General features: G+C 68.2%; 25 protein-coding genes and 1 pseudogene. 13 read left to right on the forward strand and 13 right to left on the reverse strand.

Translation table 11 applies throughout. The annotated features are described in order from the left end of the window. Positions 1-107: 107 nt before the first annotated feature. Positions 108-1,043, reverse strand: a complete 936-nt coding sequence (locus BM133_RS28125; protein WP_093441431.1) for a LysR family transcriptional regulator — start codon at positions 1,041-1,043, stop codon at positions 108-110. 121 nt (positions 1,044-1,164) lie between these two features. On the opposite strand from BM133_RS28125, the gene BM133_RS28130 reads away from it, so the two are divergent. The 3 genes from BM133_RS28130 to BM133_RS28140 are packed head-to-tail and all read left to right on the forward strand — an operon-like array spanning position 1,165 to position 4,037. Then, positions 1,165-2,187 (forward strand): Bug family tripartite tricarboxylate transporter substrate binding protein, encoded by a 1,023-nt coding sequence (locus BM133_RS28130; RefSeq protein WP_093442013.1) that lies wholly within the window; start codon positions 1,165-1,167, stop codon positions 2,185-2,187. 45 nt (positions 2,188-2,232) lie between these two features. Continuing rightward, positions 2,233-3,279: an Ldh family oxidoreductase gene (locus tag BM133_RS28135; protein WP_093441434.1), complete on the forward strand. Its 1,047-nt coding sequence runs from the start codon at positions 2,233-2,235 to the stop codon at positions 3,277-3,279. Beyond that, positions 3,276-4,037 (forward strand): ABC transporter substrate-binding protein, encoded by a 762-nt coding sequence (locus tag BM133_RS28140; protein WP_371286361.1) that lies wholly within the window; start codon positions 3,276-3,278, stop codon positions 4,035-4,037. Before BM133_RS28135 ends, BM133_RS28140 begins: the two co-directional genes overlap by 4 nt. A gap of 89 nt (positions 4,038-4,126) precedes the next feature. Here the strand turns inward: BM133_RS28140 and BM133_RS28145 are convergent, their stop codons facing one another. The 4 genes from BM133_RS28145 to BM133_RS28160 all read right to left on the reverse strand — a co-directional run bounded on the left by BM133_RS28145 (position 4,127) and on the right by BM133_RS28160 (position 7,408). Continuing rightward, positions 4,127-5,275, reverse strand: a complete 1,149-nt coding sequence (locus BM133_RS28145) for a LirA/MavJ family T4SS effector (RefSeq protein WP_093441436.1) — start codon at positions 5,273-5,275, stop codon at positions 4,127-4,129. A gap of 127 nt (positions 5,276-5,402) precedes the next feature. Continuing rightward, complete coding sequence (locus BM133_RS28150) at positions 5,403-5,942, reverse strand: RICIN domain-containing protein (RefSeq protein WP_093441439.1); 540 nt, start codon at positions 5,940-5,942, stop codon at positions 5,403-5,405. 45 nt (positions 5,943-5,987) lie between these two features. Next, complete coding sequence (locus tag BM133_RS28155) at positions 5,988-7,013, reverse strand: patatin-like phospholipase family protein (protein WP_093441441.1); 1,026 nt, start codon at positions 7,011-7,013, stop codon at positions 5,988-5,990. Positions 7,014-7,162: 149 nt separating this feature from the next. Continuing rightward, positions 7,163-7,408 (reverse strand): hypothetical protein, encoded by a 246-nt coding sequence (locus BM133_RS28160; protein WP_093441444.1) that lies wholly within the window; start codon positions 7,406-7,408, stop codon positions 7,163-7,165. A gap of 154 nt (positions 7,409-7,562) precedes the next feature. On the opposite strand from BM133_RS28160, the gene BM133_RS28165 reads away from it, so the two are divergent. After that, complete coding sequence (locus BM133_RS28165) at positions 7,563-7,979, forward strand: hypothetical protein (protein ID WP_093441446.1); 417 nt, start codon at positions 7,563-7,565, stop codon at positions 7,977-7,979. Positions 7,980-7,991: 12 nt separating this feature from the next. Here the strand turns inward: BM133_RS28165 and BM133_RS28170 are convergent, their stop codons facing one another. Further along, positions 7,992-8,705, reverse strand: a complete 714-nt coding sequence (locus BM133_RS28170) for a hypothetical protein (protein WP_093441449.1) — start codon at positions 8,703-8,705, stop codon at positions 7,992-7,994. 22 nt (positions 8,706-8,727) lie between these two features. Next, positions 8,728-9,759: a saccharopine dehydrogenase family protein gene (locus BM133_RS28175; RefSeq protein ID WP_093441451.1), complete on the reverse strand. Its 1,032-nt coding sequence runs from the start codon at positions 9,757-9,759 to the stop codon at positions 8,728-8,730. Between the two features lie 108 nt (positions 9,760-9,867). On the opposite strand from BM133_RS28175, the gene BM133_RS28180 reads away from it, so the two are divergent. Next, on the forward strand, positions 9,868-10,485 hold the full coding sequence (locus BM133_RS28180) for a TetR/AcrR family transcriptional regulator (protein WP_093441454.1): 618 nt from the start codon (positions 9,868-9,870) through the stop codon (positions 10,483-10,485). 13 nt (positions 10,486-10,498) lie between these two features. On the opposite strand, the gene BM133_RS28185 is transcribed toward BM133_RS28180, so the two are convergent. Then, positions 10,499-10,756: a hypothetical protein gene (locus BM133_RS28185; protein WP_093441456.1), complete on the reverse strand. Its 258-nt coding sequence runs from the start codon at positions 10,754-10,756 to the stop codon at positions 10,499-10,501. A gap of 111 nt (positions 10,757-10,867) precedes the next feature. Continuing rightward, positions 10,868-12,069: pseudogene (locus BM133_RS28190) on the reverse strand (amidohydrolase family protein). Positions 12,070-12,200: 131 nt separating this feature from the next. On the opposite strand from BM133_RS28190, the gene BM133_RS28195 reads away from it, so the two are divergent. The 3 genes from BM133_RS28195 to BM133_RS28205 all read left to right on the forward strand — a co-directional run bounded on the left by BM133_RS28195 (position 12,201) and on the right by BM133_RS28205 (position 14,129). Continuing rightward, positions 12,201-13,136, forward strand: coding sequence for a DMT family transporter (locus BM133_RS28195; RefSeq protein WP_093441459.1), 936 nt, complete (start codon positions 12,201-12,203; stop codon positions 13,134-13,136). Then, entirely contained in the window at positions 13,133-13,450 is a 318-nt protein-coding gene (locus BM133_RS28200) for a DUF1272 domain-containing protein (RefSeq protein ID WP_371286362.1), read from the forward strand. The genes BM133_RS28195 and BM133_RS28200 overlap by 4 nt, the downstream gene beginning before the upstream one ends. A gap of 250 nt (positions 13,451-13,700) precedes the next feature. Then, a complete protein-coding gene (locus tag BM133_RS28205) occupies positions 13,701-14,129 on the forward strand; it encodes a DoxX family protein (protein ID WP_093441462.1) in 429 nt (142 codons plus the stop codon). Here the strand turns inward: BM133_RS28205 and BM133_RS28210 are convergent. Then, positions 14,126-15,580, reverse strand: a complete 1,455-nt coding sequence (locus tag BM133_RS28210; RefSeq protein ID WP_093441464.1) for an MFS transporter — start codon at positions 15,578-15,580, stop codon at positions 14,126-14,128. The two genes, BM133_RS28205 and BM133_RS28210, sit on opposite strands and share 4 nt — an antisense overlap. Positions 15,581-15,717: 137 nt before the next feature. On the opposite strand from BM133_RS28210, the gene BM133_RS28215 reads away from it, so the two are divergent. Continuing rightward, positions 15,718-16,548, forward strand: coding sequence for a TorF family putative porin (locus BM133_RS28215; RefSeq protein ID WP_093441467.1), 831 nt, complete (start codon positions 15,718-15,720; stop codon positions 16,546-16,548). 165 nt (positions 16,549-16,713) lie between these two features. Here BM133_RS28215 and BM133_RS28220 read toward each other — a convergent pair whose 3' ends face one another. Beyond that, a complete protein-coding gene (locus tag BM133_RS28220) occupies positions 16,714-17,751 on the reverse strand; it encodes a Bug family tripartite tricarboxylate transporter substrate binding protein (protein ID WP_177224962.1) in 1,038 nt (345 codons plus the stop codon). A gap of 132 nt (positions 17,752-17,883) precedes the next feature. Between BM133_RS28220 and BM133_RS28225 the strand changes: the two genes are divergently transcribed. The 4 genes from BM133_RS28225 (at position 17,884) to BM133_RS28240 (ending at position 21,586) form a co-directional block, all read left to right on the forward strand. Further along, entirely contained in the window at positions 17,884-19,575 is a 1,692-nt protein-coding gene (locus tag BM133_RS28225; protein ID WP_093441468.1) for an MBL fold metallo-hydrolase, read from the forward strand. Beyond that, the gene (locus tag BM133_RS28230; RefSeq protein WP_093441470.1) at positions 19,572-20,294 is read left to right on the forward strand and encodes an RNA pseudouridine synthase; all 723 of its coding nucleotides are present in this window, start codon (positions 19,572-19,574) and stop codon (positions 20,292-20,294) included. Before BM133_RS28225 ends, BM133_RS28230 begins: the two co-directional genes overlap by 4 nt. A gap of 103 nt (positions 20,295-20,397) precedes the next feature. Next, positions 20,398-20,934, forward strand: coding sequence for a hypothetical protein (locus BM133_RS28235; RefSeq protein ID WP_256219378.1), 537 nt, complete (start codon positions 20,398-20,400; stop codon positions 20,932-20,934). Between the two features lie 13 nt (positions 20,935-20,947). Next, entirely contained in the window at positions 20,948-21,586 is a 639-nt protein-coding gene (locus BM133_RS28240) for a DUF6988 family protein (protein WP_093441475.1), read from the forward strand. Positions 21,587-21,599: 13 nt separating this feature from the next. On the opposite strand, the gene BM133_RS28245 is transcribed toward BM133_RS28240, so the two are convergent. Next, positions 21,600-22,814 carry a multidrug effflux MFS transporter gene (locus tag BM133_RS28245; protein ID WP_093441478.1) on the reverse strand — a complete coding sequence of 405 codons (1,215 nt, stop codon included), beginning with the start codon at positions 22,812-22,814 and terminating at the stop codon, positions 21,600-21,602. Then, entirely contained in the window at positions 22,811-24,283 is a 1,473-nt protein-coding gene (locus tag BM133_RS28250; RefSeq protein WP_093441480.1) for an efflux transporter outer membrane subunit, read from the reverse strand. The genes BM133_RS28245 and BM133_RS28250 overlap by 4 nt, the downstream gene beginning before the upstream one ends. Between the last annotated feature and the right edge of the window lies 1 nt (position 24,284).

Genomic DNA, 24,284 nt, shown 5'->3' on the forward strand with positions numbered 1-24,284 from the left:
GTGCGGCACGGGCGGTCGCAGCGGCCGCACCGGTCATGGCGGTCATCGCGATCACGGCAGTCATGGCAGTCATGGCGGTCATGGCGGCCATTCACGCGGCGAGTCCGTCAGCGGCTGCCCGGTTTCTTGCGCGCCGGCCCGGTCGCCGCGGGCTTGTCGCGGCGGGCGTGCAGGAGCATGTCGTAGAACAGCCGGGCGGCCGGCATCAGCTCCCGGCCGCGCCGCTTGATAAGGCCGATCACGCGGGTGACCTTGGGGTCTTCGAGCGGAATGCTGATGAGCCCCGAATGCCCCTTGGGCGGCATCGCCAGGCGCGGCACCACGCCCAGGCCCAGGCCCGCTTCCACGAGGCTCACGAGTGCCGGCACATGCCGCACTTCGCAGATCCACTGCGGCTTGTTCTCCACATGGCTGAGCGCCTGGTCGATGAGAAAGCGGTTGCCGCTGCCCTGCGCGATGGTGACGTACTCGTGCTCCGCCAGTTCGGCCCACGTCACCCGCCGGTGCTTTGCGAGCGGGTGCCCCGCGGGGCACGCGACGACGAAGCGCTCTTCGAGCAGGGGCTCGAAGTCGATGTCGGACTCCTGCGTGCCGATGTAGGTGAGGCCGAAGTCGGCATCGCCCCTTGCAACGGCCACCAGGATCTCCGCGGACGATTCGTCGATGAGGCGGATGCGCACGCGCGGGTACGCGGCATGGAAGCGCTTGATGGCCACCGGCAAAAAGTAGCCGACCGCCGACGGCACGCAGGCGATGGTCACCTGCCCCGAGATGCGCTCGGTCGTGTCCTTGATGCCGACGAGCGCGTCTTCCAGCTCGCGCATCACGTTGCGGGCCTTGGGCACGAAGGCGCGCCCCACGGTCGTGAGCTCGACCTTGCGCGTGGTGCGGCTGAAGAGCTTCACGCCCAGCGCCGCCTCGAGCTTGTCGATGCGGCGGGACAGCGCGGACTGCGACAGGTGCAGGTTGTCCGAGGCCGCGCGAAAGCTCGCGAAGTCGGCCACCGACAGGAAGGCGCGGAGGTCCGCCAGATCGAAATTCATGCGTTGGCTGCAAGAGTAGAGCGAATATTTGCAATTTACACCGACTCCACTCGTCACGATCATTCAGCCCTGACTCGCAGCCAGCCGCAACGAAGGCGGCATGAACAACAAGGAGACATGGATGAGTATCTGGCCCCGCACCGGCCGTCGCCCCCGACGCCCGCTTCTTCTGCCCGCCGCGCGCCGCGTGATCGGGTTCGCGTCCATCGCCGTGATGACGGCCATCGCGCCGCTGGCCCACGCCGCCGCCTGGCCGGACAAGCCCGTGCGCCTGGTGGTGCCCTACGGCCCCGGCGGCAGTTCCGACGTGATTGCGCGCCTGCTTGCCAACGAGATGGGAAAGATCCTCGGGCAGGCGGTGGTGGTCGACAACAAGGCGGGGGCGTCGGGAATCATCGCCATGCAGGAGGTGGCGCGCGCCGCGCCCGATGGCTACAACGTGGTGCTGGGCCACGTCGGCACGCTGGCGGTGAACCCGGCGATGTTCGCCAAGCTGCCCTATCGCGATGAAGACTTCTCGCCGGTCGTGCTGCTGGCCAAGGTGCCGATGGTGTTCGCGGTCGGGGCCAAGGTGCCGGCGCAGACGCTGGCGGAATTCGTGGCGCTGGCCAAGGCGCAGCCGGGCAAGCTGAACTACGGCTCCGCGGGCAACGGCAGCGCGGGCCACCTGGCGTTCGAGATGCTGAAAGTCACCACCGGCATCGACGTGACGCACGTGCCCTACAAGGGCACCGGCGCGCAGCTGAACGACCTGTTGGCGGGCAACACCGACGCGGCCTCCGCGGGGCCGCCGGGCTTCGTCGCGCAGGCCAAGGCGGGCAAGCTCAAGATCATCGCGAGCGGTTCACCGCAGCGGCTCGCGGCGCTGCCCAACGTGCCCACAGTGGCCGAGCTCGGCTATCCGGGGTTCGACAGTTCGCAGTGGTTCGGGATTCTTGCCCCCGCCCACACCCCGCCCGAAATAGTCACGCGCCTGCACGACGCGGCCGTCAAGGCGCTGAACATTCCCGCGGTCCGCGCACGCCTGGAAGACGAGGGCAGCACCGCATCGCCGATGGCCCCCGCGGAGTTCGCGAAGTTCATCAAGACCGAGCGCGAGCGGTGGAGCACCGTGGTGCGCAAGGCCGGCCTGAAGGCCGAGTGAATCCGAAGGCCCTGACCCTCACATCGACATCAACGCAACGACACCATGAACAGCATCACCGCAGAAAAAACCACGCTCAGCGAATCCGAACTGATGGCGCTCGGCACCCGGGCCTTCACGGGCCTGGGCCTCGAACCGAAGGACGCGCACGACGTGGCGCGCATCCTGGTCATGGCCGATCTCTTCGGCCTCTCGACGCACGGCCTGAGCCGCATCGAGTCTTACGGCGAGCGGCTGGCCGTGAAGGGCATCAAGGCGCGGCCCCGCATCACGGTCGAGCAGGTGGCGTCGGCCATGGTGCGCGTCGATGGCGACAACGGCGTGGGCCCGCTGGTGGGCATGCGCGCGCTCGAAGCGGCCATGGCCACGGCGAAGCAGACCGGGGTCGGCATCGCCTTTGCGCGGGGCAGCAACCATTTCGGGCCCGTCTCGCCCTACTCGCTCATCGCGGCGGAGGCGGGCTTCGCGAGCATCATCGGCAGCAACGCCACCACGACGATCGCTCCGTGGGGCGGCAGCGATGCGCGGCTGGGCAACAGCCCGGTCGGTTTCGGGGTGCCGAACCCGGGCGGCAAGCCGTTCATGCTGGACATGGCCATCAGCGTGGTGGCGCGCGCGAAGATCCGCAACGCGCTCAAGCGCGGCGAAGCGATCCCCGACAGCTGGGCCACCGACAAGGCCGGCCGCGCGACGACGGACCCGGCCGCGGCGCTGGACGGTTTCCTGCTGCCCATCGGCGGACACAAGGGCTACGGCCTCGCGCTGATCGTGGACATGTTCGCGGGCCTGCTCTCGGGCGCGGCGTACCTCACGCATGTGAAGTCGTGGGTCGATGCGCCCGATGAGCCACAGAACCTGGGGCACTTCTTCATCCTCATCGACACGCGGCACCTGGGCTCTACCGCGTGGCTGGCCGAGCGCATGAACGATTTCGCGGCGATCCTGCACGACAGCCCGCCGGCGGATGCATCGCGCCCAGTGCTCGTGCCTGGAGAAATCGAGCTAAACAACCTCGCACGCCACCGGCGCGATGGCCTCGCGCTGGACCCGGCCGTGCTCGCATTGCTCGAACAACACGCGGCCAACGCATGAGCACGGCGATGACCATCGACAACGCCCTGCGCTCTGCGCTCATGCCCACCGGCGTGCTGCGCGCATCGATCAATCTCGGCAACCCGATCCTTGCGAACTGGGACACCGGAAACCAGCGGGCGCGGGGCGTCTCGGTCGATCTCGCGAACGAACTGGCCAGGCGGCTGGGCGCCGAACTGCAGCCCGTGGTGTTCGATGCGGCGGGCAAATCGGTCGCGGCCGTGACCGGCGAAGAGGCCGACGTGGGGTTCTTCGCGGTCGATCCGCTGCGCGGCGAAGGGTTGCTGTTCACGGCGCCGTACATCCTGATCGAAGGGGCGTACCTCGTGCGCGAGGGGTCGGCCCTGCGGGCCAACGAAGAGGTCGATGCGGAGGGCCTGCGCATCATGGTCGGCAAGGGCAGCGCCTACGACCTCTTCCTGAGCCGCGAGCTGCAGCACGCCGCGATCGTGCGCGCGAACACGTCGCCGGCGGTGGTCGACGAGTTCATTGCGCAAGGGGTCGAAGTGGCCGCGGGCGTGCGCCAGCAACTGGCCGCGGATGCGGCGCGGCTGCCGGGGCTGCGCCTCTTGCCGGGGCGGTTCATGGTGATCCAGCAGGCGATGGGGCTGCCGCGCAGCCGGGGCACGGAGGCTGCGAATTTCCTCTGCGGCTTCGTGGAAGAAATGAAGGCGACGGGGTTCGTTGCCGATGCGATGGCGCGGCATGGCATCGAGGGGGCGCTGGTCGCGCCTGCCACGAAAAACTTGGCCGGCTGAAACAGCGCACCGAAGTCATTGCGGCTCGACCAGCCCGGCCACCTCTACCTGCATGCGCGGCGCATGCGACTTCGCGCGGGAGCTGCCGCTCAGACAACGAGCCCGGGCCGCGCATTGACGAAGCCGGCTTCGCCGTGGAACTCCAGCCAGTACTGCCCCTTGTGCTGCATGCGCTCCAGCTCCAGGATGGGCTTTTCATGGACGTACTTGTCCTGGCTCGAATACCTGTCGCCCTTGTCGATGCTGTAGTGCCATGCGCGGTCGGCCTTGATTCGCTCGATGGGGTGGTCGACGGCGCGGCGTGCGTCCTTGTTGACGCGACGGGTGTATTCGTCGGTTTTCTCGTAGCCGCCGCGAGCACCCGCGTCTCGCGTCGCGATGTCCAGCGACCTTTGCATCGGCGAGGTCGAAAAGCGCTCGATCAGTGCTTTTCCGCGCGCCTGCGCCTGTTTGAGGACCGCCGCTCGCCGCGCTTCGTAAAAGCTGATGAACCACTTGTCCTGCTTCGCGGCAAGGGAGGCCACGTTGTTCGCGGAGCGAAGCGTCTCCTTGGTCAGCGCATTGGCGCTCGGATGCGACTTCAGCCGCGCATCCAGCTCCTGGGGATGCGGGGGCTGCGCTTGCTTCTTCGACCAGGTGTTGATGGCCGACGTCAAATTCGCCGGGTTGTCGAACCACTCCTGCCAGCGTGTGCAATCGACAAGGTATTCCCACAGCGGCGAGCGCCGATAGGCGATGCCCTCGTTGTCCTTCGTGAACAAGGGAACCTTCGACATGCGCCCGGCCACGTTGGCATAGTGCTGCCCGGTCGCCGGCCCCCAGTTGAAGGCCAGGCCCGCGACCAGCCATTGGTAGGAATGCGAGAACTCGCCATGCCCGAGCGCGAACGAGTCCTTCCACAGGACCTTGGCACGAACTCTCTTGCCGAAGGCCGCGCCGCCCAGAGGGCCCGCGAAGACAACGTTGTCCTGCGTCGCGAAACCCATCTCGCGATTGGCCAGGTTGATGATGGATCGCGTGTAGCGATTGGTCCGATCCTCCATGCCCGGCTTTCGGTACTCCGCCCACAGCAGGACAGAGAGCTTCTCCAGCTCCCTGGCGAAGTTCGGATAGCCCTCGAAGCCGCACAGCAGGCCCAGCAGTTGCACATAGGGCGCCGCGTCGTGCCCCTGGAGCCCGTAGAGGTCCCGCAGGCGCTGCCGCGCATCGGCTTCGTCTCTCATTTCCATGATCGTCATGAGCTACTCCCGTTGGCGCAAGGCGCGCGCATCTCACGCCACGCTCCTCGCAACACCAGAAGGTTCACGCGCGCCCTGAGCTTTCGCGCGCGTGCCCTTCGGCACCTCTTTTTTCTCCCCTGCAGGGCTACGACCCGGGCGCGAAACCCCAGGCCTGCTTCTCGAACCCGGTAAAGCTGATCGCACTGACCACGGCGGCGGCCGCGGACTGCTCGCCTGCCACCCCGATGACCAGCGGCGGCTGCGAATTGCTCGCGCTGAACTTGCTCTGGATGTACCAGTAGCCCAGCTTCTCGGTGGACTGGAGGCACCACAGCTGCTCGGGCGGCTCGGCCGCGTTCCTGGGCATCATGACGACGGGCGTGGACTCGCCCTGGGCGTAGGGCTGCAGCGTCATGACGAAGCCGGTGCCCATCATCGACTTCAGGAACCACCACCCGGGATTCAGCGGACCCGCGGGAACGAACTGCCACAGCTGGTTGCCGGTGCCCGAGGTCTTGCGCGGATACGCGATGACCTGGGTGCCCGAGCCGGTGCTGCCGCTGTCCACGTCGAGCACGAGGTGGCTTGCGAGCATGTGCTGGATGAAGTACGGGCCCAGGTCCAGTTCGTCCGTCAGCGGCGGCGTGAGCGGCGGCGGTGAGATGACTTTTTCAGTGGTCGACATCGTTGCTCCTTTTCAAGGAAAAAGCGTTCGTGGGGGCTGTGCCGCTCAGCGGCGAGCGGCGGCGTTCTGGCTTTCGCCCTCGAAGGGCCCGTCCGGCAGGTGGTTCCACCAGTAGGCGTCGATCAGCGCCTCCGCATGGGCGGTGTCGGCTTTCTCGCCCTTGTCCTGCAGCAGCTGGATGGCCTGCGGGTAGGTCGTGTTCTCCGGAATGAAGAACGGCAGCCTCGGGTTGATGTTGACGTAGCGATCGCCCAGCAGAAAGCCGGCCAGCGTGGGCATGAGCTCGGTGGAGGTGCCGTTCAGGCACATGTCCAGGATGGGCCCCGGCTTGCTCTGGTTCATGAGAAAAGGCGGCGTGCTGTTGAACGGATTGGCATCGCCGTTCATCCACTGGTTGGCGCCCCATTGGCCGGTGTCGCTGGCGATCCAGTCGTGCATCATCCCGGTGCCGATGGTGATGGCGGTGATGTCCTCCAGCTTGTGCCCTGCCCTCACCGCAAGGGCGATGGCGGCCACGGTCGGGTCGTGGTTGAAGAACGCCCCATCGACATTGCCGTTGTAGGAGCCCAGCTGCCCCGGCATCGCGCCGCTGGAGGTGGCGGCCTCGGCGATGGAGACGTTGCCATGGTCCGGGATCATGTTGGTGTACATGACCGGCTTCCACGGAATGGGCGTCTGCACGCCGTCGATCGTTTCGATGCCGCCGACATTGAAGGTCACGAAGAGAACCTTGCGCGTGAGAGCCGAGACCAGCTTGTCTCCGTGCAGCGCGTGCTGCGACTTGTAGACCTTCTGGATGTCGTACGCGGGCGTGTCCGGGTCCGTGTCCATGTTGTCGTAGAACTCGATCTCGCCGTTCTTGAAGAAGTCGATGATCTCCGTGGTCGGCAGGCCTGCCACGAGTTCGCTCGTGATGATCGACCCCGTCGAGCACCCCGCGATCAGATCGGTGCGCCGAATGAGATCCGGAAAGTGCGTCTGCAGCTTCTTGAGGACCGTGACGGACATCAGTCCGCGAATGCCGCCGCCGACGAACGAGAGGATGGTGAATTTTTTTCCAGGCTCTGCCATTACCAGCTCCTTTCAAATCATTGAATCCCCGGGTTGGGGAAGCGGAGTCTCGGCCTTGGGCACATGCATCGTCTACGCGTGAAATCCCGTTCAATCCATCTGCGTAATTCCGAACGCTGCGCAAGATATCGGTTCCCTCTGAAGCATCGTCATACGGGTTCTCGCAGTGCTTGCAGCGCAGTCCTTAGTTCACTCTGTTGCGCGGGATCGAGCAGCCGTGCGAGGCCGAGGAATTCGGCCTGGTAGCAAGGCAGCACCAACGCCGCGGTGAATGCATGAACGCTGTCGCCGCGCGCGATGTGCGCATGGCATGCGGCGATGCTCCGGTGAATGGCGAGCGCGCGCTCGACAGCCGCGCGCGTCATCGCTTCGTCGTCGTTTCTCGTGATGGTCATTGCAGGCTCCTCATGGCGCACTGCAGATGGCGCCGCATCACGACTCTAGGGATGTGGGCGCGCGGCAGGGAGTAACAACATCGTCGTGAATCGGATCGCGATCAAGGAGCGCCGTGCGGGGACAATGGGTGACTCCTTGCAAACGAATGCATCCATGTCGACCGAACCCCGCACGCCTTCTTCTTCTCCCACGGACCAGCCGCCAACCGATGCGTCCGCGCCGGCCTCTCAGGCGCGCGCCGCACAAAGCGCGGGCAAGGCCCGGCGCCTTCGCACCGAGGCCGACAAGCTCGAAGCGTTCTGCGTGGTCGTTCGCGCGGCTTCGGCTGCCACGGACCACGCGGCGTTCACCGAGGTGAGCCGTGCGGCATCGAAGGCGCTGAAGGCCAAGTTCGGCGGCGGCTCGATCACCTCGGTGTTCGCGTGGCTCACCAGCAGTGCGGGAAAAGACGCGCTGGACAGCGTGCTCGCCGGCGAGGTCGAACTGACCGGTCCGCTCTCCACCGAGGAGATCGTCGAGGCTGTCGCGCTCGCGCAGAAGGCGGAGCTGCTGCGCGCCACGCAGGGCTGAGGCTTCCTCGGCTCAGCCGGCCGCGCGCCACTCGCCCGTATCGGGGCACACGCTGGCCCGCGTGCCGTTCAGCCAGACCTGCTCTTCGTTCAGTTGCGATGCGGTCGAGGGGTCGGTGTCGAAGTCGATGCGCAGTGCGCGTGCCACGTCGGCGTTTTCGATGGGGAGCTCCCATGTGAGGAACAGCTGGGTGCAGTCGACGTCGGGCGCGAAGTGGGCCGCATCGAAGCCGCTGCTGTCGCGGCGGATCACGGCGTGCGGCAGTGCGGTGTCGAACATCAGCACCGTGCCACGGGCCAGCGCAATGCGATCGCCCGTCGATGGGAAATGCACATCGAGCCCCTTGTCCTCGCTCACGAAGAGATTGCAGAAGGCGGCGCTGCCGTATTGCTCGCCGTCGTGGTGGTACCGCGCGCCGCGGCAGGCCATGAGGGCGATGTCGCTTGCGGCCAGCACGTCCTTCAGGCCAAGCGCGCGCGTCCAGTCGGCCATCGCCTGCACGCAGTGCTTGTAGTCGGGCCAGCGCATGCGGGCGCGGGCCAGCGGCAAGGGTTCGACGTCGCCGGGTTCGAGGAACAGCGTTGAAGCGATGTCGCGCTCCCAATCGGCCATGAGCCGCGCGGGCGGCGCGGGCACATCGACCCTGGCCGCCAGCACGACACCGCCCACGCTTCGGCTGCGCAGGGCGGTGCCGCTCCAGAAGTAGGACGTGTGGGGTTGGCTCATCAGAGCCAGTGTAGTGAGCGCCTTATCCGATCTCGAAGGACAGGTGTTCGGGGCTGAGCGATGCGAGGAAGTCGCGCGCATCGAACGCCTGGCCGGCCGTCAGCACGCCGGGTGTCTGGACCTGTCCGCCGACGACGCGCGCCAACGCCTCCACCACGAGCGGCGCGGTGAACGCGTAGATGTCCCGCCCGCTCGCGATTGCCCTGCGCTCCTGGCCGTCCTTGCGCGCGATCACTTCGACGACGAAGGTCTGCGACGAACGGCCGCTCTCGTCGCTGGCCGTGGGCGCCTTTGCGCTCGGATCGATCAGGTCCTTGACGGCGGCGAGCGTCATGTACGAGCGGATCTCGGGCACCTCGATGTGGCGCGAGATCGTCACCGTGTCGGCCATCGTGAATTCGGAGACGGCCTGCTGCCGGCCCACGGGCGCGGGAAATTCCCATTCGACGACCGGCGCGGTGCCCGTCGTGTACGCGATCTTGCCGTTCGCGAAGACGACGCGGCGGCCATCGCGGCGCTGCCTGGAGACCTGGCCCGCGACCAGCGTGCCGGCGGTCGGCAGCCAGCTGTCCAGGCCGTAGGCGATGGAGATGTCATCGGCCGATGTCCAGTCGCCCATGGCCGCGGTCGCGAGCAGGTCGCCCAGCCCGCCGTAGAACGCCATCGCGTGCACGACGACGACGCCGGCCTCGCGTGCGCGGTCGGCGTACTGCGTGAAGGTGTCGATGTTGGCTTCGACTTCGGCGGCGACGTCCAGGTACGGAGTGCGTGCGCGCAGTGCCGCTTCGATGACGGGTCCGGCCGTGCTGGCGAAGGGGCCGGCGCAGTTGATGACCGCCGCCGCGCCCTGGAGCGCGCGGTCGAGCGAGGCAGGCTCATCGACCGATGCGGGCCTCGCTTGGAGGCCGGGGTATTCGGTTGCCAGCGCGTCCAGCTTGCGTGCATCGCGCCCCGAAAGCACAGGTGTCCAGCCGCGCTTGCGCAGTTCCGAAACGACGAAGCGGCCGGTGTGGCCATAGGCGCCATAAACGACGACGGATTGATTCGATGCCATCGGAATTCCTCTGATGCAGAGCCATCCGCGGCACGACGCTACAGATCTGTACTCCTTGGCGCGGAGCTTAGAGTACAGATCTGTAGCGTGTCAAGGTAAACTGCCGGCATGAACCAACGCACGGTCGCGACCACCGAAGCAGTCGCCAGCGAACGCAGCCCTTCCGTCGCGCGGGCGCGCATCCTCGAAACGGCGGCGGCGCTGTTCTATCGGGAAGGCGTGAGGGCTGTGGGCGTGGACTTGGTGGTCGAGCGATCGGGCGTCGCGAAGACCAGCCTCTACCGGCACTTCACGACCAAGGACGATCTGGTCGTGGCATTCCTCGAACAGGAAGACGCCGAGTACTGGCGCGACTGGGACGACGTGGCGGACAAAGCGAAGGGCGATGCCGCAGCGGAACTCGAAGCGCACATTCGCTGGATCGCCCATCACGTCCTCAAGCCGACCTACCGCGGCTGCCCGTTCCTCAACGTGGCCACGGAGTTTCCAGATGCCGCGCACCCCGCGCGCGCCATCACCACGCGGCACAAGCTCGAATTGCACCGCCGCCTCTCCGCATTGGCGAAGAAGGCGGGCATTCGCAAGCCCGATGAACTGGCGGATCAGTTGGGCCTGCTGTTCGATGGGGCCTACATGAACGGCCACCTCACGGGAAAGAAGGGGCCCGTGCGCTCCTTCGTCGCGGCCGGGCTCGCGCTGCTGCGCCTTGCCCGGGAACAAAAATAGCGCGCGCGGTTTTTTAGCCCGCGTTCTTCAGCGACTGCTTGGCCTTGTCGGCCGAGCTCTTGGAGCGGTTCTTGTGATAGCCCGACTTGACGTTGTTCACCGCCTTGCCGACCGGACCGCTCTTCTTGGCCTTGCTGTCGGCCTGCTTCTCGTCGATCTTGTGCTGCGCGGCATCGGTCGCCTCGGAGGCGGCCTTGCCGACCTGTGCACTGGCCGTACCGGCCGCGAGCAGGGTGAGCGAAGTGGCCAGGGCGATCAGGGTCTTGTTCATGGGGTGTCCTCCAAGTGTTGAAATCGGCGTCCATGGTTGCACCGCCGGTGGCGGCGCCGTGTCAGCCGCGGCCTCGCGTGGCGTGAGGACCAAGCCCCGCGGCGGCGCCGTTCACAACGCCGCAACCTCCGCCTGCAGCACGCCATCGCGCGCCACGACGCGGCCACCCGCCACCACCAGCTTGCGCACCGGCCGCGACACCACCGCATGCGCGACGGTCTCTGCATCGAGCAGCACCAGGTCCGCTCGGTTGCCCGGCACGAGCCCATAGGCCTCGAAGCCGCAGCCGCGCGCGCCCGAGTGGGTGACGGTGTCCAGCGCCACCTCGACCTCGTCGTCGCGGCGCAGGTTGTAGCGCAGGCCGATGAGCATCGCGCGCTCCAGCATGTCGGGGTTGCCGTAGGGCGTCCATGCGTCGCGGATGCCGTCGTTGCCGCCCACCACCGTCACGCCCGCCTGCCGGCAGGCCATGAGCGGGGGCACGCTGCGGGACGGCGGCGCGCTGGTGACCAGCACCACGCCGAGCCTGGCCATGCGCGCGAGCAGCGTCTCGCGCTCGCGTTCGGCCACCTCGCCCAGGCAGAAGCCGTGGCTCACGGCGACCTTGCCCTGCATGCCCAGCGCCTCGGTGCGCTGCAGGATGAGGTCGAGCGAGAACGCGCCCATCGCGCCCGGCTCGTGCAGGTGGATGTCGATGGGGCGCTGGTGCTTGTCGGCGATGCCGAAGAGCACGTCGAGCGATTTCACGGGGTCGCCGTCGATCGCGCAGGGGTCGAGGCCGCCGAGCACGTCGGCGCCGAGCGCGAGCGATCGGTCGAGCAACTCGGCGGTGCCCGGGCGGCCCAGCAGACCGGACTGCGGGAACGCGACGACCTGGATCTGCTGCAACTCACGCAGCGCCTCGCGCGTGCGCAGCGTGCCTTCCAGGTGAACGAGGCCCGCCTGCGTATCGACATCGACATGCGTGCGAAGCCGCGTGGTGCCCAGCGCGAGAAAGGCCTTGGCGAGCGCGAGCGACTGCGCGGCGGCATCGTGCCCGCTCGCGTGGCGGAAGGCCCGCTCGTTCTCGATCTTGTCGATGAGGTGGGTGCCGACTTCGTTGCGGTACCAGTCCATGCCCCACATGTCTTGTCCAGGTGGGTGTGGCCTTCGACGAGGCCGGGGAGCAGCAAGGCGCCGCCGCCCTCTTGCACCGTCGCATCGGCGGGCGCGGACAGCGCGGCGCCGATGCCTGCGATGCGGCCGTCGCGCACCAGCACGTCGACGGGGGAAGCGCCCAGGGGGCGAACGTTGCGGATCAGGAGCGTGGGCATGGTCTTTTTTTGAAAAGCATCGGGCGGGTCGTCGTGAGACAGCGTACCCAGATTCGGGCGCGTGGTCATCACCGCACGGTTCGTTCCAGGGCGAAGTGTCCGCGGCGCCCGCTCGCGATGATCGGCGCACCATGCACACGACCACACGCGATACGACCGCCACGCCCCGCCCCAACCTCGCCTTCGAATGGGCGCTGCTCGCGGTGCTCGCGACGTGTTGGGGCGCCTCGTACACCTTCATCAAGATCGGCGTGCAGACGCTGCCGCCCGTCACGCTGATCGCCACGCGCACGCTGGTCGCCGGCCTGCTGCTGCTCGCGGTGCTGCGCGTGCGCGGCGTGAGGCTGCCGGCCGAGCCCGCGATGTGGGGGCGCTTCGCGCTGCAGGCGTGCCTGAACAGCGTGCTGCCGTTCACGCTCATCGCATGGGCCGAGCGCAGCGTGGATGCCGGGCTCGCGACCATCCTCAACTCGACCTCGCCGATCTTCATCTTCCTGCTGGGCCTTTGCATGGGCGGCGCGGACAGGCCCACGCTGCGCCGCCTCTTCGGCGTGGGCGCGGGGCTGGCGGGCATCTGCCTGATCGTGGGCTTCGAGGCGCTGCACGGCCTCGGGCATTCGCTGCTCGCGCAGGTCGGGCTGGTGGCCGCGGCCGTCTGCTACGGCTGCGCCGCGATGTTCGGCCGCGTGTTCAAGGGGCTGGACCCGATGGTGCCGGCCGCGGGCTCGCTCTTGAGCGGCGCGGCGATGCTGCTGCCCGCGAGCATCGCGCTCGACAGGCCGTGGACGCTCGCGCCATCGGTCGCTTCGATCGTGGCGGTGCTGGCGCTCGCGGTGCTCTCCACGGCGCTGGCCTTCACGATCTACTTTCGCCTCATCAAGACCCTCGGGCCGATGTCCACCGCCGCGCAGGCCTACCTGCGCGTGCCCATCGGCGTCGCGATCGGCGTGGTGTGCCTCGGCGAGGCGCTCTCGCCCACCGCATGGATCGGCCTGGCGTGCATCATGGCGGGCGTGGTCGCGATGACGATGCCCGCGCGCGGCAGCACCCCAACGATGCGGAGATGAACGACATGCTCGAACTCAGGCCCAACTGCGAATACTGCGACAAGGACTTGCCCGCCCACGCGAGCGATGCGCACATCTGCAGCTACGAGTGCACCTACTGCACCACCTGCGTGGAGACGGTGCTGCACAACGTGTGCCCCAACTGCGGCGGCGGCTTCGCGCCGCGGCCGATTCGGCCCGCGACCGAGCGGCGGCCAGGCGTCTTCCTCGGCAAGCAGCCGGCATCGGCCACGCGCAAGCACCTGAAGTGGGATCGGGGCGACCTGCCCGCGTTCGTCGAAGCCGTGCGCCGCATTCCGCCGGCCGAGCGCTGAGCCTTCCCGCAGATTCATTTTTTTTCGAACGGATGCGTCCGTTCGGAAACCCGTGGCGTAAGTGAAAGCAGGACAACGACGCGGACCGCCATGTGCCCACGTCCGGACGGCCCATGACATCGGCGCGCAGCCCCGGCTGCGCGCGGTGGCATCCGTCGGGCCGAAGACATATGGACGGGCCGAGGGGGCTTCAGGAATAGGGCCGCCCGTTGCCTTCGATGCGCAAGCAACGATCCTTTCACCGATCCCAATGAATACGACGACCATGATTTCCGACCTCGACAACCCCTCGCGCGCCGCACTCTGGACCGGCCGCATCCTCGGCGCCGTGGTGGTGCTGGCCTTGCTCGCCGACGCGGGCGTGTCGCTCTTCGCGTCGCACCTGCTTGCCAGGAACATGGAGGAAACGGGCTTCCCGGTCGGGCTCTCATCCGTCGTCGGGGGCATCCTCGCCGTCAGCACCGTTCTCTATGCAATTTCCCGCACGAGCGTGCTCGGCGCGATCCTGCTGACGGGATTCCTGGGCGGCGCCATCTGCACGCACCTGCGCATGGGCGAGTTGGGCTCGCCCCCGCAGATCGTCAGCGCCCTGCTGGGGGTCGCCGTCTGGGCCTCGCTCTATCTGCGAAACAGCACCGTCCGCGCGCTGCTTCCGCTGACCGGCCAACAACGAGGCTAGGCGCCTTCGAGTTCGAGCCGCGCAGTCGGCCGCAGGAGGCGCCAGGCCACGATCAACCCGACCAGTGCGAACACCGCGCACGCCACGAACGACGCCCGGTACCCGTGGTTCAGCGCCGCCGCAGTGCTGCCCACGGTGAACGACACGGCCACCGTCGCGACCACGGCGGAGCCGAATGCGCCGCCCAACTGGAAGGCGGCCGTGTTCAGGCCCGAGGCGAGCCCCGCCTCGGAGCGGGTCACGCCCATCAGCGCGGCGATCGAGGCCGCGACGGCGCACGAACCGAGCCCCGCACCGAAGATGAACAGGCCGAAGAAGATGTCGCCGAAGTAGGTGCCCTCCACGCGGATGCGGCTCAGGAGCAGGCTCGCGATGCCCAGCAGCAGCATCGCGCCCATCGCCACGCGGCGTGAGCCCACGCGCGTGACAAAGCCCTGCCCGAAAGTCGAGCCGACCACCGCCATCACCGTGAGCACCGCGGTGCCGAGCCCGAACTGCAGCGCCGAATAGCCGAGCACCTTCTGCGCGTAGAGCGACACGGTCGTGCCCACGCCCCACGCGGTCATGCCGAGCACGAGCATCAGGAGGTTGCCGCCCACCAGCGTTCGTGCGCGGAAGATCGAGAGCGGCACCAGCGGCGCGGCCGAGCGCGCCTCGATCAAGGCGAAGAGCGCGATCAGCACCACGGCCGCGGCGAACACGCCCAGCGTCTGCCGGCCTAGCCATCCGACGGCGGGCGCCTCGACCAGCGCATAGACCAGCAGCATCAGCCCCGCCGTGATGGTGAGCGCGCCGGCCGGGTCGTAGCGGCGCGGATGCGTTCGCTCTTCGGCGCGGCTCTCGCGCAGCAGCACGGGGGCCAGCAGCATCACCGCGCCGGCCACCGGCACGTTGATGTAGAAGATCCACGGCCAGCCCAGCGCGTCGGCCAGCGGACCGCCGATGAGCAGCGCCGACGTCGCGCCCACGCCGCCCATGCCCGACCAGATGCCCAGCGCCTTGTTGCGCTCGGCGCCCTCGGTGAAAGTGGTCATGAGGATGGAGAGCGCCGAGGGCGACATCACCGCCGCGGCCACGCCCTGCAGCACGCGCGCCACGACCAGCGCCTGCGGCGAAGCGGCCAGCCCGCAGCCCAGCGAAGCCAGCAGGAAGAGGCCGGTGCCCAGCATGAACAGGCGCCGCCGCCCCAGCAGGTCGGCCATGCGCCCGCCGAGCAGCAGCAGGCCGCCGAAGCTCAGCAGGTAGGCGCTCATCACCCACTGCACGCGGCCGGGCGAGAAGCCCAGCGCCCGCTCGATGGACGGCAGCGCCAGGATGACGATCTGCGAATCCAGGATCACCATGAAGTAGGCGGTGCACAGCACGGCCAGCGCTTTCCAGCGGCGTGGATCGGGCCCGTTCGCAACTGCGGCAACGCGGGCGGCCTGGGGTGAGGTGTGGGAGGTGTTCATGACCAGTAGTCGAACGGCGATGGCCCGGATCGACATGCGCGCTTCAAACTTTTGCGCCGGCGCCCCGTTTTTTTACACGGCTTTTAGACGCCTCCTCCTACGCTGCCGGCTCCTCCATCCGTTAGCGATTTCTTTCGATGAAACACCTTATCCGCATCGCCCTGCCGGTGCTCGTTCTCCCCACCCTCGCCGTCCTGCCGATGTTCGCGAGCGCGCAGCTCACGGGCAACGTGGCGCTCACCAGCAACTACAAGTTCCGCGGGCAGGACCAGGACATGCTGGGCCGCAACGACTACGCCAAGACCAGCGGCTTCAAGCCCGCCATCCAGGGCGGCCTGGACTACGCCTTCGGCGAGAGCGGCTTCTACGTGGGCAACTGGAATTCGAGCGTCAACTGGCTCAAGGGCAACAGCCTGGAGAGCGATTTCTACGGCGGCTACAAATTCAAGGCCGGCCCGCTGGACCTGGACGTGGGGGCGCTCACCTACGTCTATCCCGGCAATTCATCGGGCAACACGACCGAGCTCTACGGCAGCGCCGGCTACACCAACGAGGCGATCGGCTCCTTCACGCTGAAGTACTCGCACACCGTGTCCAAGGACTACTTCGGCTACGCAGGCAACAAGGCCGGCTCGGGTTTGAAGGGCACCAACACGGGCTACCTGAATCTTGCGTACAGCAAGGAGATCGTGCCCAAGCTCACGCTGAAGGCGGCCGTGGGCTACACCAACATGTCCAGCGACATCCGCAGCCTCGGCTACAAGAGCTACGTCGACTACAACGTGGGCGCCTCGTACGACTTGGGCAACGGCCTCTCGCTGGCCGGCTCGGTGCAGGGTGCGAACAAGAAGAGCGCGTACACCGCGGTGAGCAACCCCGGCGTGGACTTCGGCTTCGGCACCTTCGGCCAGGCGACCTACTCGCCCAACAAGGCGCGCTTAATCGTCACACTGACGAAGACGCTGTAGTCACCAGAGCACTGGCGCCAGCCACCCACCCCCAGCGTGCCTATGTGCGCAGGGCGTCGGGTGCTCCCCGCAGCGAAATAAAGGAGGAGGGCGAAGCCCGGGGGACATTCGCGGAGGGGAGCACCCGGCGCCCTGCGCACGCGCCCCGAACACACGCCGAACCGATCAGTCGATGCTGATGTTCGCAGCCTTCGCCACCTCCGCCCACTTCACGCGGTTCTCATGCACGGTCTTCTTGAACTGCGCAGGCGACTCGATGCGGATGGTGTTCCCCTGGGCCTCGAACTTCTCGCGAATGTCGGGCTGCTCGAGCACCGCCTTCACCGCGGCATTGAGCTTGTCCACGATCTGCGGGTCCGTGCCCTTGGGCGCGAAGATGCCGAACCAGATCGAGCTGTCGAAGCCCTTGGTGCCCGGCACGCCGCTGGAGGCGATGGTGGGCACTTCCTTCACCGCCGCCACCGGTGTGGCCGTGGTCACGCCCAGGAGGCGCACCTTGCCCGCCTTGTAGTGCGGCAGCACCGTCTGCACCTGGTTCATGATGCAGCAGGTCTCCCCGCGCACCACCGAGGTGATGGCCTCGGGCCCGCCCTTGTAGGGCACGTGCACCATGTTCAGCCCGAGGCGCGAATTGAATTCGGCAAACGCCATGTGCGTGCCCGCGCCGTTGCCTGTAGACGCATAGTTGTACTTGCCGGGGTTGGCCTTGACGAGATCGACGAACTCCTTCAAGGTCTTCACGTCGATCACGCTCGAATTGATGGTGAGCACGTTCGACACGTCGAGCACCGGCGCCACGGGCACGAAGTCGGCCTCCACGTCGAAAGGCAATTTCTTGTAGAGCGCGGCATTGCTGCCATGCGTGGCCGCGGTGCCGAACGAGAGCGTGTAGCCGTCGGGCTTCGAATGCGCCACGTATTCGCTGGCGATGTTGCCGGCGGCGCCCGAGCGGTAGTCAATGATGACCGGGCGGCCCAGTTGCCTGGCCAGCGGCTCCTGGATGGTGCGGGCGACCACGTCGACGCCCGAGCCGGCCGGAAAGCCCATGATCAGCGTGACGGGCTGCTGCGGCCAGTCTTGCTGGGCGAAGGCGGCCGGTGAGGCGGCGGCGCACAGCGCGGCGGCAACGGACAGCAGCGAGCGGCGCGAAAACAGGGAGAAGGGAGAGGAAGGAGAGGAAGGAGAGGACGGAGAATGGGCCATGACTGTCTTTCTACGAGACTGACGGTAAAGACGGTGCAAAAAGCGGATTGTGGCGCGCGGCTCATGCCCGTTTCCCCATGAGCTTATGCACCGCGACACACGTGCATCGCACCCGCTCCCCATAATCACCCCATGGTCCGCTTCTCCCAACTGATCCACCCCGCACGCGAGCCCGCGCCCGTGCGCGCCGCCGCCACCGTGCTGCTGCTGCGCGACACGCCCGCCGGCATCGAGGTGCTGATGACCCGCCGCTCGGCCACCGCGAGCTTCGCGCCGGGCGCCTATGTGTTTCCCGGCGGCCACATCGACGCGGCCGACGAAGCCGCCAAGCGCATCGCCACCCGCCGCACCACCCAGAGCCGCGCACAGCGCACCCAGGCCATCGCGGCGATCCGCGAGGCTTTCGAAGAACTGGGCATCCTGCTCGCCCACCACGCCGACGGCCGCCCGGTGAGCGCCGAAGACATCGCCGCCATGGACCGCAACGCCACCGCGGGCACGGGCTTTGCCGACCAGTGCGCGGCGCGCGGGCTGGTGCTGGCGTCGGACCAGGTGTTCACCTTCGCGCACTGGATCACCGACCGGGACCTCCCCAAGCGCTTCGACGTGCCCTTTCTCGTGGCACGCATGCCCGAGGGCCAGGTGCCCACGGCCGACGAGAGCGAGCAGTTCGAGCCCAGCTGGGTGCGCCCGGCCGATGCGCTCGCGCGGCACGCGGCGGGCAACTTCTTCATGATCTTTCCGACCGTTCGCACGCTGCAGCGCATGGCCGCCTATGCCACGGTCGATGCGGTGCTCGCGGCCTGCGCGCCGGGCGGCAACGGCGGAATCGCCGAAGGGCCTCTCTGGACCAGCTGCCCGCGCGCCGGCCTCCTCAAGGGCGAGGACGTGCGCTACATGGAAAGCGATTCGCCCTACGGCGAGCTCGCGCTGGTGTGCCCCGACGGCCAGGTGGTGCATTCGCTGGACTGGCAGAGCGAACAGCCGGTGGCGCTCCTGAAGAACGTGCAGCGCCTGACCGCGCCCAACCCGAGCGCCATGACAGGCCCGGGCACCAACACCTACATCGTGGGCGACGCGGCCACGGGCTACCTGGTGATCGACCCGGGCCCGAACGACTTCGACCACATCGGCCGCCTCTGGCGCCTGACGCGCGGCGACATCCGCATGATCGTCTGCACGCACTCGCATGCCGACCATTCACCGGGCGCCGCGCCGCTGCAGGCGCTGTGCAAGGCGAAGAAGCCACCGATCCTGGGCCTGCCCTCGGCGCCGACCGCGCGCGCCACGGCGCGCTTCACGCCCGAGCGCTCGCTGGAAAACGGCGAGCGCCTGTCGCTCTCGGGCACCACCGCCGAGGGCGAACCCATCAGCCACACGCTGCGCGTGATCCACACGCCCGGCCACGCGGCCAACCACCTGTGCCTGGTGCTGGAAGAAGACGGCCTGCTCTTCTCGGGCGACCACATCCTGAACGGGAGCACCACGGTGGTCGATCCGCCCGACGGCGACATGACGGCCTACCTCGATTCGCTGGACACGCTGGACGTGGCCTGCGCCGCGGGCGTCGTCGAATTCATCCTGCCGGCCCATGGCTACGTGATCGGCTTTGCGCGCAACGCCATCGCGCAGTTGAAGGCGCATCGCCTCAAGCGCGAGGCCAAGATCGCCGCGGCCATGCACCGGCTGCCCGAAGGCACGCCCGAGCAATGGCTGCCGCTCGCCTACGACGACGTGCCCGAGCGCATGTGGCCGGTGGCCGCGCGTTCGCTGGCCGCGCACGTGGCGCGCATCCAGCAGCAACAACAGGCGGGCGCCCGATGAACAGGGGCTCTCCGGAAGACGAAGGCATCCGCCTGGCCAAGCGCGTGGCGGCCCTGGCGGGCGTGTCGCGGCGCGAGGCCGAACTCCTGATCGAGAACGGCGCGGTGCGCGTCGACGGCGTGCCCGCCGTGCTGCCGCAGTCGCGCGTGCAGGCGCACCAGCAGGTCGAGATCGCCGCCGGCGCGAAGCCCGAGCCGGTGGTGCCCGTCACGATGCTGCTCTACAAGCCAGCCGGCATGCCGACCGACAACGCCTTCAAGCTGCTGGTGGCCGCGAACCACCACGAGCCCGAGCGCGCCGGCCAGCGCTTCCTGCCGGTGCACGTGAAGGGACAGCACTGCATGACGCCGCTGGAGACCGGCGCGAGCGGCCTCGTGGCGTACACGCAGGAGTTCCGCATCGAGCGCAAGCTGCAGGAAGACGCGGGCATCCTCGAACACGAGGTGATGGTCGACGTGGCCGGCACCGTGGGCCCCGAGGTGCTCGCGCGCTTCGAGCGTTCGCCCGCGCGCGTGAGCATCGGCCGGCAAGCCGAGGACGGCCAGCAGACGGGCCTGCGCTTCGCGCTCAAGGGCGCGCGGCCGGGGCAGATCGCGCACCTGTGCGACCAGATGGGCCTGACCATCGTCGCGATGCGGCGCATCCGCATCGGGCGCGTGCCGCTCGCGGGGCTGGCGCCCGGCCAGTGGCGCTACCTGGCGCCGCACGAACGTTTTTGATCGAAGAAGAAAAGAGAACGACGCGCCGCATGCGCGCTGAAAGGGAGACCGAGCCATGAATTTCAGAGGAACCAGAGCCAGAACCAGAACCACGGCCGCTGCATTGGCCTCGACCGTGCCCCTGGCCCTGCTTGCGGGCTGCAGTTTCTTCGCCTCGCTGCAGCCCGCGACCGAACCCGCCGCGGCGTCCGCCCCGCCCGCTCCACCGCCCGCGGTGGTGTCCAGGGAAGGGCTGGCGCCGATCACCGGCGAGCAGGTCGAGCGCATCCGCGAAGCCATCGGCGGCAAGACGCCCAGCCCGGCCGTGACCAAGGTGGTGCGCGGCGCGGCGCCCACCATCGAGTCGTTCGTGCGGACCGAAGGCTGCATCACCGCGCGCAACGGCGCCGTGCTCAACCCCTTCGCGGCGCCGGGGCGGCTGTTCGACGGCACGGGCTTCCAGGGAGGCCCGATGCTGCAGATGCAGTACCACGACAAGACGGCCTGCGTGACCGTCAAGCGCATCCAGAACTGGAAGATGGTCTCGCCCAGGCTGCTGCGCTTCGACGTGGTCTACGTGGGCGACGACGGCGAGGAGCACTCGATCCGCCGCCACGAGCTGATGCGCCAGCCCAAGGGCGGCTGGCTGTTCACGCGCTGACGGCGATTCGCCTATGCCGTTGAGCCGCCTGCTTGATCGCTCGGACGTACTGCACGAGACGATCCTGCGGTACTTGGATCATTCGTCGTTCTACGACTCCTCAAGAGAGGAAGCGAGCTTCGGAATGTGCAGCGTTTCGCTCGAGCACGCGCAGAGTTTGCGCCTGCTTTTCGCAGCCGATCTTCCGACTTCGGCAGTTGGCTTGTTGCGGCTGCAATTCGAGGCGCTGACACGTGCCATATGGTTGCTCTATGCAGCACCGGAGCTGGCCGTCGAAAAACTGATGCCCCCGCTTTCTCTGCAAAGTGAACAGGGTGCGAATAATTTACCAAGCCTCAGCAGCATGGTCGACGAAATCGGCCGGAGCATCGCGAAAGGCACTCCCACCCAAGCACATCGGATGCTGGTTCAATTCAAGGACGTGACGTGGAAGTCCCTGAACTCGTATGTACACGGTGGAATTCACCCGCTGCGTAGACACACGGAAGGGTTTCCCATTCCCCTCGCCGCACAGATCGTTCAAAGCTCCAACGGGTTGTTGACCATGGCCGGCATGACGCTCGCGGTTTTGACCGGCGAGCAGCTGGTTGCCTCTGCAATCAAACGGATTCCACTTGATTTTGAGGACTGCTTGCCGCCGCTTATTCGATAGGCCAAAGACGCGATCACGCACCCTGCTTCTCGAGCTTCTGGGTGCGTAGCGCGATGCCGAACGACAGCTGCGCCACGATGCCCGCCACGGCCAGCACGAGGGCCGCGGCCAGCGCCGGATTTGCGTGGCCCATGCCGGCCAGCGCCGTGCACAGCGCGCCTACCGCCATCTGCGTGAACCCGTAAAGGCCCGAGGCCGATCCGATCACCCGCGGGTTGACGCTGATCGCCTGCGTCAGCGCGGTCGGCGAGGCCATGCCCGCGCCGACGGTGTAAAGGAACATGGTGCCGATGACCAGTGGCACCGACAGGTGCCCCGACAACACCCCGCCCAGAAGCACGAAGGACGCGAGCACGCTGAGCATGTTCGACCGGATCATGAGGCTGTCGACCCGCACGCGCTGGATCAGGTGGCTCGTGAGAAAGCTGCCGAGCCACACGCCCGACACCAGGATCGCCAGGTAGATGCCCGCCTCGTGCGCCGGCCTGTGCAGCTGGTCCACGAAGATGAACGGCGCGGAGGCGATGAAGGCGTACATCGAGGTGGTCGCGCAGCCGCCGCCGATCGAGAAGCCGAGGAACGCGGGCGAGCGCAGCAGCTGGCCGTAGTTGCGCGCGAGCGCCGATGCATCCAGCCGCGCGCCCGGCGTGCCGGTCTCGGGCAGCAGGCGCCAGGTGAACAGCAGCCCGACGATGCCGAGCGCGAAGAGCGCGTAGAAGATCGAGCGCCAGCCGAGCGCGGTGGCGAGCGCGCCGCCGACCAGCGGCGCGATGCTCGGGCCGACGGTGACCATGAGGTTCATGAGCGCGAGTCGGCGCGTGGCTTCCTGCGGCCCGGCCGTGTCGCGCACGATGCTGCGGCCCAGCACGAGGCCGGCGCAGCCGCCGATGGCCTGGAACAGCCTCGCCGCGATGAGCGCATGCACGTCGGGCGCGAGCGCGGCGACCAGCCCCGCCGCCGAGTAGAGGCCGAGCCCGAACAGCAGCACGGGCCGTCGGCCGAAGCGGTCGGCCATCGGGCCGTACAGCAACTGCCCCACGGCGAGGCCGAAGATGTAGAGGCTCACCGTCATCTGCATCGCGCCCATGCCGGCGCCGAGGTTCTTTGCGGCGATGGGCAAGGCGGGCACGAAGATGTGCATGGCCAGCGTGCCGCTGAAGGTGACCAGCGCGAGCAGCCACAGCGGCGCGTGCGGACGTGGCGCAGGCGCTTCTTCGGTCGGCGTCATTGCTTCACGGTCGCCGCGTGCCCGCCGACTGCGACGGCACCCGATTCGTCGGGCTCCCAGCCACCGCCGAGCGCCATGAACAGCACCACCTGGTCGTCGGCCAATTGCGCGTCGCTGGCGGCCAGGGCCGCATCGCTCGCGGCGAGCGAGCGCTCGGCATCGAGCGCGTCGAGGTACGCGGTGCGGCCGTTCTGGTAGAGCTGGCGCGCCTGCGCCGCGACCTTCGCACTTTCGTCGCGCGAGGCCTGCAGGGCGGCGCGGCGGTCGAGCTCGCGGGCGTAGGTGCCGAGCGCGGTCTCGGTTTCGCGCAGCGCGGTGAGCACCGTGCCGTCGAACCTGGCGAGCGCGCCGCGCGTGCCGGCTTCGGCCTCGGCGATGCGGGCCTGTGCGATGCCGGTGTTGGGAATGGTCCAGGAAATCAGCGGGCCCATGCTCCAGCTGAAGGTGTCCTTGCGGCCGAAGTCGGCGGCCGTGCCGACTGATGAAGCCGAGAGGCCGAGCGTGACCTTCGGATAGAGATCGGCCGTGGCCACGCCGATGCGCGCGGTCGATGCGGCAAGGCTGCGTTCGGCCTGGCGGATGTCGGGGCGGCGGCGCAGCAGGGCCGCGCCATCGCCCACGGGCAGCGTGCCGGCCACGCGCGGGGGCACGGTGCAGTCGGCCACTTCGCGCGGAAAGTCCTGCGGCAGTGCGCCGGTGAGCGTGGCGAGGCGGTAGAGCGCGCCCTGGCGCTCGGCCTTCAGCGGCGGCAGCGCGGCGTTCAGTTGCTGCAGTTGCGCGCGTGCGCGGCCCGCATCGATGGCGCCGGCGCGGCCTGCGCGCTGCAGGCGGTCGGTGACGTTCACGGCGTCCTGCTGCAGCGCGACGGACTTCTGCGCGATCTGCAGGCGCAGGCCCGTCGAGCAGGCCTCGGCGTAGGCGCGGGCGGTGCCGGCGGCGACGTTCACGCGCACGAGGTCCAGCGCGGCTGCGGCGGCTTCGGTGCTGGCGCCGGCCGCTTCGATGCTGCGGCGGATCTGGCCGAACAGGTCGACCTGGTAGGAGAGCGATGCGCCGGCGCTGTAGTTGAAGCGGCTCGGCGGCTCGTAGCCCTTCTGCAGCAGCGAGAGGCCCGACACATGGCCGAACGACGGGCCGCCGTTCACGCCCAGCGTGGGGCGTTCGGCGCCGGCCACTTCGGACTCGATGGCGCGTTCGCGTTCGAGGTTCGCGACGGCCTGGCGCAGGTCGGTGTTGTGCGCGAGGGCTTGCGTGACCAGCTTGTCGAGCAGCGGGTCGCGGTACAGGCGCCACCAGTGCGGCGGCAGCGGCGCGGCATTCGCGGGCGCCTCGGCGAAGGGCCTGGCGGCAGCGGACTGGCTGGCGAGCGCGTCGGCGGGCTGCTTGTAGTCGGGGCCGACCGCCGCGCACGCGGCGAGCCCGGCGGCCACCGCCAACGAGGCCATGCGGAAAGCGAAGCGGGTCGTCATG

It is taken from the genome of Variovorax sp. 770b2, from assembly GCF_900115685.1.
Taxonomy (GTDB): Bacteria; Pseudomonadota; Gammaproteobacteria; order Burkholderiales; family Burkholderiaceae_C; genus Variovorax.

Excerpts from the sequence above, each read along its gene's own strand:
- BM133_RS28150 (WP_093441439.1), bottom strand. The coding sequence starts at position 5,942 with ATGTCGACCACTGAAAAAGTCATCTCACCGCCGCCGCTCACGCCGCCG.
- BM133_RS28180 (WP_093441454.1), top strand. The coding sequence starts at position 9,868 with ATGAACCAACGCACGGTCGCGACCACCGAAGCAGTCGCCAGCGAACGC.
- BM133_RS28240 (WP_093441475.1), top strand. The coding sequence starts at position 20,948 with ATGCCGTTGAGCCGCCTGCTTGATCGCTCGGACGTACTGCACGAGACG.
- BM133_RS28200 (WP_371286362.1), top strand. The coding sequence starts at position 13,133 with ATGAACGACATGCTCGAACTCAGGCCCAACTGCGAATACTGCGACAAG.
- BM133_RS28155 (WP_093441441.1), bottom strand. The coding sequence starts at position 7,013 with ATGGCAGAGCCTGGAAAAAAATTCACCATCCTCTCGTTCGTCGGCGGC.
- BM133_RS28185 (WP_093441456.1), bottom strand. The coding sequence starts at position 10,756 with ATGAACAAGACCCTGATCGCCCTGGCCACTTCGCTCACCCTGCTCGCG.
- BM133_RS28245 (WP_093441478.1), bottom strand. The coding sequence starts at position 22,814 with ATGACGCCGACCGAAGAAGCGCCTGCGCCACGTCCGCACGCGCCGCTG.
- BM133_RS28250 (WP_093441480.1), bottom strand. The coding sequence starts at position 24,283 with ATGACGACCCGCTTCGCTTTCCGCATGGCCTCGTTGGCGGTGGCCGCC.
- BM133_RS28135 (WP_093441434.1), top strand. The coding sequence starts at position 2,233 with ATGAACAGCATCACCGCAGAAAAAACCACGCTCAGCGAATCCGAACTG.
- BM133_RS28170 (WP_093441449.1), bottom strand. The coding sequence starts at position 8,705 with ATGAGCCAACCCCACACGTCCTACTTCTGGAGCGGCACCGCCCTGCGC.
- BM133_RS28230 (WP_093441470.1), top strand. The coding sequence starts at position 19,572 with ATGAACAGGGGCTCTCCGGAAGACGAAGGCATCCGCCTGGCCAAGCGC.
- BM133_RS28130 (WP_093442013.1), top strand. The coding sequence starts at position 1,165 with ATGAGTATCTGGCCCCGCACCGGCCGTCGCCCCCGACGCCCGCTTCTT.
- BM133_RS28210 (WP_093441464.1), bottom strand. The coding sequence starts at position 15,580 with ATGAACACCTCCCACACCTCACCCCAGGCCGCCCGCGTTGCCGCAGTT.
- BM133_RS28160 (WP_093441444.1), bottom strand. The coding sequence starts at position 7,408 with ATGACCATCACGAGAAACGACGACGAAGCGATGACGCGCGCGGCTGTC.
- BM133_RS28225 (WP_093441468.1), top strand. The coding sequence starts at position 17,884 with ATGGTCCGCTTCTCCCAACTGATCCACCCCGCACGCGAGCCCGCGCCC.
- BM133_RS28215 (WP_093441467.1), top strand. The coding sequence starts at position 15,718 with ATGAAACACCTTATCCGCATCGCCCTGCCGGTGCTCGTTCTCCCCACC.
- BM133_RS28195 (WP_093441459.1), top strand. The coding sequence starts at position 12,201 with ATGCACACGACCACACGCGATACGACCGCCACGCCCCGCCCCAACCTC.
- BM133_RS28220 (WP_177224962.1), bottom strand. The coding sequence starts at position 17,751 with ATGGCCCATTCTCCGTCCTCTCCTTCCTCTCCTTCCTCTCCCTTCTCC.
- BM133_RS28145 (WP_093441436.1), bottom strand. The coding sequence starts at position 5,275 with ATGACGATCATGGAAATGAGAGACGAAGCCGATGCGCGGCAGCGCCTG.
- BM133_RS28205 (WP_093441462.1), top strand. The coding sequence starts at position 13,701 with ATGAATACGACGACCATGATTTCCGACCTCGACAACCCCTCGCGCGCC.
- BM133_RS28175 (WP_093441451.1), bottom strand. The coding sequence starts at position 9,759 with ATGGCATCGAATCAATCCGTCGTCGTTTATGGCGCCTATGGCCACACC.
- BM133_RS28140 (WP_371286361.1), top strand. The coding sequence starts at position 3,276 with ATGAGCACGGCGATGACCATCGACAACGCCCTGCGCTCTGCGCTCATG.
- BM133_RS28165 (WP_093441446.1), top strand. The coding sequence starts at position 7,563 with ATGTCGACCGAACCCCGCACGCCTTCTTCTTCTCCCACGGACCAGCCG.
- BM133_RS28125 (WP_093441431.1), bottom strand. The coding sequence starts at position 1,043 with ATGAATTTCGATCTGGCGGACCTCCGCGCCTTCCTGTCGGTGGCCGAC.